Here is a 4,666-nt window from a genome sequence, read left to right on the forward strand (position 1 = left end):
CCGCGGCGATCATTTACGAGACCAACAATACAGTCATGGGGGACGGAACAGTCCACCGTAGCGCGCGACAAGCAGTTGCCCGACTCATAGAATCACTCCTCTCATTTGGTTTCCCCAGCGTCTTCCGATGGACGGAGAATAGACGGCCCGATCGAGAGCGTTCGCTTGGCGAGGGTTGTAAGCCGAAAGATGTAGGCGGCCAGCAATAACAGTGGCAGCGCCGTAATCGTGAACGCGCCACTCACGATCCACGTTACATTGTCGATTCCCAGCATCGTCCCGGGAAACATCCCTGCATCGGCGAAGAATCCCATNAGAGGATCTGCCGAGAGAGGTTCACAAGGTCCGCCTCGAAGTACAGCGACTTGATGTGTTCACGAGTGGGGGCGAAAAACTGGAGTACAGCATGTAATTCGTCCAACGCCACCTGTTGCTTGTCGGTGAGGGCATCGGCATGCTCTTTTCGAATTCGACGAAGTTCGTAAATATGCCACGAATAGTTGTAATCCAGTGCCGCTTGCATAATGTCGAAATTCCCGAACTGCACGTCACGTAGCTGTTCGTTCACGAGTTCTGCGTTCGCCACCAGATTCTTGACGTACTGTTGTACATCCCCACGGAGTTCGTCGTCGCCGTTCGCAACAGCGTCGCCGAGCCGTTCTGCCTTATCGCGGCTCAATTCAACGAGTACGCGTAAGAACGCATTCGGTTCGGGAGGACTGGCCGTCCCGAGGAACTCCTCGACGTCTTCACGGAACACTCGTTCGCCGTCCATCCGTTCGCGCTGATCGCCGAGTGGACCGAGTTCCTGCGCGAGAACGAGCTGACTGATCGTGACAACGAGCGTTACCGAGGTCGTGATCGAAAGCAGCATCGTCTGAAAGGCTGGTCGGACCAGTCCGTTGGACCCCATCAGTTCACCCAACGACACGTCGCCGAGCGTACTCATCCCGATGAGAGCGCTGAACAGCCCGAGCGCCAAGCCAGCTGTCAGCACATACCGGTTCAGATTGAGCAGGAATTTGAGACGGAGGCGATCGTAGCGACTGTCGATCCGCTCATACATCCTGTTGTCTGGCTCCGAGTCNCCCTCGTAGGAAGTCTTGTCTCTCGCTTTTGTACAAACCCAACCGTAATCGAGTCACATTGGTGCAGTTGTTGTCATACGCAACAAGTCCAGTCGCACAGGTCGAATAGATGGATCGGGAGTACCGGACACCAATGTGCCTAAGGTAAGTCTATGTGTTGATGGCCCGAATCAGCCGATAAGTGCGCACACCTACTTATCAGATGGTTCACCGCAGAGGTAACTGTAATCAACACCACGAGATGACTTCTANGGCCCGAATCAGCCGATAAGTGCGCACACCTACTTATCAGATGGTTCACCGCAGAGGTAACTGTAATCAACACCACGAGATGACTTCTATGACATCCTCGAGCAAAAGTTATCTTAGTCATTACCGAGGGACTCCGAGTCCTCAGTCGTCTTCCAAGATTTCTACTGTCCCCCGAGTACCGTCAATCCGCACCCGCTGCCCAGTCTTGATACGGCGCGTTGCTTCCGGTACTGACACTACTGCTGGAAGCCCGTATTCACGGGCAACGAGCGCGCCATGACTCATTCGGCCACCAACTTCCACGACCATACCTGCTGCATTCAGGAATAGTGGTGTCCAGCCAGGATCAGAAGACGGCGCAATGAGAATCTCACCCCCATCCGTCTTTAGCTAAGCGAANCCTGCTGCATTCAGGAATAGTGGTGTCCAGCCAGGATCAGAAGACGGCGCAATGAGAATCTCACCCCCATCCGTCTTTAGCTAAGCGAAGAACCACGTGACAGCGGCGGCTTATCGAGGCTGCTTTGCGAGAGGAATGAGGAGGCGGCAAGTGTGCACCAAGACGCCTCCTCACCTCGGATTATGCGTCGGCTCACTACACTGTTTCCCTCCAAGTTCCTCGAAGAGCACGCCGAGGAACTCGGCGTGGTCGAGCGAGAGGGCAAGCTCCAGATTCCCGTCCTCGTGTGGGCGCTCGTGTTCGGCTTCGCCGCAGGCGAAAGCCGAACACTCGCTGGGTTCAGACGCTGCTACAACTCGACGGCTGATGAGACGATCTCTCCTGGTGGCTTCTATCACCGGCTGACCCCGTCACTCGCAGAGTACCTCCGCGACCTCGTCGAGCGTGGCCTCGACGAGGTCGCTGTTCCCAACGCTGTTGACGCTGATATCGACCGATTCAGAGACGTGATGATTGCTGATGGAACGGTGCTGCGATTGCACGAGTTCCTTTCCGACGAGTTCCAAGCCCGCCACGAGGAGCAGGCTGGAGCGAAGCTCCACCTGCTCCACAATGCCACCGACAAGACGATTGAACAGCTAGACGTGACCGACGAGAAAACGCACGACAGCACGTTGTTCAAGACAGGCTCGTGGCTACAAGGGCGGCTGGTTCTGTTTGATCTAGCGTACTTCAAGTACCGGCGCTTCGCGTTGATCGACGAGAACGACGGCTACTTCGTGAGTCGGCTGAAGAAGAGCGCGAATCCGGNTCTAGCGTACTTCAAGTACCGGCGCTTCGCGTTGATCGACGAGAACGACGGCTACTTCGTGAGTCGGCTGAAGAAGAGCGCGAATCCGGTGATAACGGAGGAGTTACGGGAATGGCGCGGCCGCGCCATTCCCTTGGAAGGCAAGCAGATTCACGATGTGGTCGATAACCTCTCGCGGAAGTACATCGACGTGGAGGTCGAAGCAGAGTTCAAGCGAGGCCAGTACGAGGGGACTCGTTCAGTGGACACGAAGCAGTTCCGCGTCGTCGGCGTCCGCAACGAGGACGCCGACGACTACCATCTGTACATCACGAACTTGCAGAGAAAGGAGTTCCTGCCGGCAGATCTAGCAACGCTGTATCGGTGTCGATGGGAGGTAGAGACGTTGTTTCGTGAGCTGAAGACGCAGTACGAACTGGACGAATTCGACACAAGCAACCCTGTTGTCGTGGAAATTTTGCTGTACGCGGCGTTGCTGTCGCTGCTGGTGAGTCGTGATCTGTTGGATCTGGTCACCGAGCAGGCTGACGATGAGCTCGTCTTTCCGCCGGAACGCTGGGCGGCGACCTTCCGGTCGCACGCCCAGCTCATCCTCCACGAACTCGGTGAATACCTTGGCTACTCGCCCCCGCCGCTGTTGGAACGGCTGATCGAAGATGCACAAAAGATCCATCAGCAACGACCGATACTGCAAGAGACGCTCGCTACCGCTACGCAACCGAGGTGTGAGGCTTAGCTAAAGACGGATGATCTCACCCCTTTCGATTGTCTCTTTAGAGGGGTCATGAACGACACGAGCAGTCCCTTCGACGACGCCACTCGAAACGCCAGTTCCAACGAGTGCGCCATCAGGGATGTCCTCATGTTCGATGGCCGCACTCGGTGCNGCAGTCCCTTCGACGACGCCACTCGAAACGCCAGTTCCAACGAGTGCGCCATCAGGGATGTCCTCATGTTCGATGGCCGCACTCGGTGCTTCCCCTTCGCTTGTCAATACCGGAGGCGCAGCCATCGCTGCGTAGCGCTCAAACTCGGCACGCCGGTTCGGGATATCGACATCAATGGAACCCCCATCCAGTGCGGCGAAGAGTTCATCTCTCCGAAGGAACCAGACATCATCGATCTCGTTTAATTGTCCTTTAACGACGAGCACCTCGCCAGCGTCACGGAGTGCTTCATGCCATGCTGCGAATAGGTATGCCGTACTATGTTTGGGGTCTTCACGCGTCTGGATATAGCCGCGGTACGTTCGGATGAGTTGTCGGACAAATCGTTTACGCAGAGGTCCAAGAATCCCCCGACCAGCCCGGTGTTCGAGTCGCTTAGCTGCTGCGTTCGCCTCTCGTTCTAATTGAGAGATGTGTTCTCGATGTTCGCCTTTCTCATCGTGTTCGAGGTTGGCTCGAACCGTTGCGAGCAGTCCAGAGGGATCCTCGTGCCATCGAGGGCGGCTGACGTCTAGTTCGCCAGTCGCGCGATGACCAAATTCGATGAGAAAGTTGTCAAGTGCATCCCGAAATTCCCTTCCGCCCTCGTGCGATTCGATCTCAGTAATCGATGCGCTCTCTCGCAACGCATCAGCGACCGCTGGATAGTCACGTGCTACGTCGGCGAGGTCACCCAGTCCGAGGTTGATCCGCGTCACCAGTTCATCCGGGAAGCCCCGACCTACATCGTTCAACTCCTCGGGAACATCGGAGAACAACTGCTGAAGGATTCCTTCAGCCACCATGGCAGCATACAACGGCCCGATGCGCGGAAAATTGATGAGTGCACTATTATCAGTGTCAAAGGCAGCACGAACACGTTCAGTAGGTGTCTCCGGTGTACGCACGTATTCTGCTGCATTCTGACCCCATATGTTCCACCGATATCTCTCACGCTCTGGGGTCGGCTCTCCGATGAACGCGCCGAGAAATCCACCTATCATTGCCGAAATCATCGGTCGTGCTTGTGTCCGAACCGTACCAGCGACCCGCTGCAGTAGTGTAAGTGTCTCACGAGCAGTCCGCTTCGATTGGAACTCTTCGCCACGCCGGGCCACCAAATCCTCGACAGCAGCAGCGAGCGGTTCGCTCGTTGCGGATAGCCACTTCGGAAATCCACGCCGAAGAG

Annotated in this window: 1 protein-coding gene and 1 pseudogene; one reads left to right on the forward strand and one right to left on the reverse strand. The window is 56.2% G+C overall.

The annotated features are described in order from the left end of the window. Window positions 1-1,481 precede the first annotated feature (1,481 nt). A pseudogene (locus C492_RS22305) lies at window positions 1,482-1,715 on the reverse strand (PEP-utilizing enzyme); the annotation flags it as partial. A gap of 207 nt (window positions 1,716-1,922) precedes the next feature. Between C492_RS22305 and C492_RS07350 the strand changes: the two are divergent. Then, a complete protein-coding gene (locus C492_RS07350; protein WP_008421940.1) occupies window positions 1,923-3,287 on the forward strand; it encodes an IS4 family transposase in 1,365 nt (454 codons plus the stop codon). The last annotated feature ends 1,379 nt before the right edge of the window (window positions 3,288-4,666 follow it).

Origin of the sequence: Natronococcus jeotgali DSM 18795, from assembly GCF_000337695.1 — an archaeon.
Lineage (GTDB): Archaea > Halobacteriota > Halobacteria > Halobacteriales > Natrialbaceae > Natronococcus > Natronococcus jeotgali.